Source organism: Melaminivora alkalimesophila, assembly GCF_000282995.1.
GTDB classification, from domain to species: domain Bacteria; phylum Pseudomonadota; class Gammaproteobacteria; order Burkholderiales; family Burkholderiaceae_C; genus Melaminivora; species Melaminivora alkalimesophila.
Map to the genome: position 1 here is coordinate 1 of NZ_ALEE01000197.1, position 2,459 is coordinate 2,459.

Annotated in this window: 3 protein-coding genes and 2 pseudogenes; all 5 read right to left on the bottom strand. The window is 71.5% G+C overall.

Annotation, left to right across the window (positions count from 1 at the left end; genetic code table 11):
- Positions 1–1,087: pseudogene (locus A612_RS03155) on the bottom strand (M14 family metallopeptidase); the annotation flags it as partial.
- A gap of 12 nt (positions 1,088–1,099) precedes the next feature.
- Complete coding sequence (locus A612_RS03160) at positions 1,100–1,477, bottom strand: monovalent cation/H(+) antiporter subunit G (protein WP_019373142.1); 378 nt, start codon at positions 1,475–1,477, stop codon at positions 1,100–1,102.
- Positions 1,474–1,758, bottom strand: a complete 285-nt coding sequence (locus A612_RS03165) for a K+/H+ antiporter subunit F (RefSeq protein WP_019373143.1) — start codon at positions 1,756–1,758, stop codon at positions 1,474–1,476. The genes A612_RS03160 and A612_RS03165 overlap by 4 nt, the downstream gene beginning before the upstream one ends.
- Positions 1,755–2,249: a Na+/H+ antiporter subunit E gene (locus A612_RS03170; protein ID WP_019373144.1), complete on the bottom strand. Its 495-nt coding sequence runs from the start codon at positions 2,247–2,249 to the stop codon at positions 1,755–1,757. Before A612_RS03170 ends, A612_RS03165 begins: the two co-directional genes overlap by 4 nt.
- Positions 2,246–2,459 (bottom strand): annotated as a pseudogene (locus tag A612_RS17270) (monovalent cation/H+ antiporter subunit D); the annotation flags it as partial. The pseudogene A612_RS17270 and the gene A612_RS03170, both read right to left, overlap by 4 nt.

The window sequence follows — 2,459 nt, forward strand, 5'->3', positions numbered from 1 at the left end:
GCGCGCCGCGGCGGTAGCGACCGAGCACCGTCCGGCCCTGGGGGGTGGGCGCCGAGAAATGTTCTCCGGCGCCTTGCTGCATGAATGCCTCGACCAGCTGCGCCGGAGGAGCGGCCCCCAGTTGCGCCAGCCCGGACGGCACGTGCGCAGGCGCCCCGCGGCTGCCTGCCTCGAAAGGTGGGAATGGCTGCAGCGCGATCCGCAGGCGCGGTGCGCCACCGCAGGCGCGCACGTCGGGCACGATCTGCCCGGGCTGCAGGCGCCGGTCGCCCGGCGGGCGACCGCTGTGGCGCTGGAAAAATTCCAGGGCCGAGAAATACAGTTCCTCGTGCATCGCCTCCAGCGTGCTGGGGCGTTCTTCGCTCCAGGCCAGGCCGTGCTCGCAGCCGGGCAGCTCGGCGCGGATGTCCAGGCGCTCGAAATACGGCTCATCGTGGCCCCAGGGATGGTCCACGATGGCCTGCATGGCGCAGGCGTAGAGCGCCTCGTATTCCGTGGTGACAGCGGTGTCGATCAGGTCGCCTCGCCCCGCGGCCGTCCCCACGCGCAACCAGCCCGTGGGCGACAGCGCCGGCTGGCCGACGGTGTCGAGGTGCCGGCGATTCGGGGCCTCCACCTGCTCGACGGTGCGCTGCCCGTCGCGCCATTCGAGCTCCACGGTGTAGCAGGTCGCACCATCGGTGCGCGGCAGCAGCTCTAGTTTCCCTGCGGGCAGCAGCTCGCCCAGCGGGTAGGCTTCCAGCGCAAAGCGCCGCGCCGGCCCGCTCTCGGGGACGGGGTAGTGCACGCGCGCCGCCACGAGTTCGCCGGGCTGCACGCCGGCGTCCACGAAATGGTGCACCAGCGGCTTGTAGGCGCTGTGCAGCCGCGCGTGAACGCCCAGTGCCGCCAGTTGCTGCTCGGCGGCGCGTCGCTCGGCGGGGCCCTCGAACAGCCAGCCCTCCAGGTGGCAGCCGCGCCACCGGGGTGCTGAGAAACGCTCCAGCCACAGCGAGAGCGTGCGCTCGAAGCGGCGCTCCAGCAGGACGCGGCCGCCTTCGGCAGTGGCAGGCGGGCAGGCGCGGACGGGCGGTTCGCTGGCGGGCACGGGAGGGCCTCCTCAGGACGGGGCGTCGTCCAGCGGGCTGGCGCGCACCGTCCGGCTCAGGCTGGGCGGCACCGGCTCGCCCAGGCGGCGCGCGCGAAACAGCGCCGCCCGCATCAGGAAGATGGTGGTCACGGGCACCGTTACGGCCACGAACAGCGCGATCAGCAGGGAGTGCAGCGCCAGGTCGTCGATGGCCGAGAAGTAGATCAGCGTGGCGTGCATGATGCACCAGCAGGCCAGCGTGGCGATGATCGAGGGCGAGTGCACGCGCTCGAAATAGGTCTTCAGCCGCAGCAACCCGAAGGAGCCCATGAAGGCGATGAAAGCCCCGGCCAGCACCAGCGCCGAGACCGTGATGTCCAGCCACAGGGGCAGCGCGTCGGGGCTCATTCGATCACCTCGCCGCGCAGCAGGAACTTGGCCAGCGCCGTGGAGCTGACGAAGCCCAGCAGGGCGATCAGCATGGCGGCCTCGAAATAGTTGGTGCTGCTGTACTGGATGCCCAGCACCAGCATGAACAGCATGCCGTTGAGGTACATGCAATCCAGCGCCAGCACGCGGTCCTGCGCGTGTGGCCCCCAGGCGACGCGCACCAGGCACAGCACCATGGCAAGCGCCAGCAGCAGCAGCGCGGCCGGCAGGGCCCAGGCCAGCACGGGGCTCGTGGTCATGATTCGAAGATCTCCATCAGCGGGCGCTCATAGCGCGTCTTGACGTGGCGCACGATCGCCTCGGCGTCTTCCACCTCCAGCACGTGCAACATCAGCAGCGAGCGGTCCAGCGACAGCTCGGCCCAGGAGGTGCCGGGCGTGATGCACACGATCATCGCCAGCACCGCCAGGCCGTTCGGGTCGCGCAGCTCCAGCGGGATGGTCACGAAATCGGCGGGATGGCGCCCGGGCCCGGGGCGCAGCAGCGCGCGCAGCACGCCGATGTTCGATTCCGTGGTGTCCACCATCACGGTGAAGCACAGGCGCAGCACCGTGAGCGGGTGGCGCACGCGCACCGCCTGCGGCCGCAGGCTGCGAAACAGCAGCGGCAGCGCCACCGCCAGCACCAGGGCGAGCACCAGGTGCCCCGGGCTGACCGAATGGTTCAGCATCAGCCACACCAGGAACAGCCCGAGCGAGACCAGCGGCGCCGGCAGCAGCCGTTTCCTCATGGCGCTGCCTCCCCGCCCAGCACGGACGCGCCCTGGCTGCCGGCCGGCGTGACCGGCCCGGGCAAGTGGCGCGCCTGCAGAACGGCGCGCACGTAGCCCTGCGGGGCGTACAGGCTGTTGGCCGTGGCCTGGGTGTAGCGCATCACGGCGTCGGCGTGCACCGTCAGCGCCACGCAGGCCGCCAGCAGCGCCGCCACCGGCAGCCCCTCC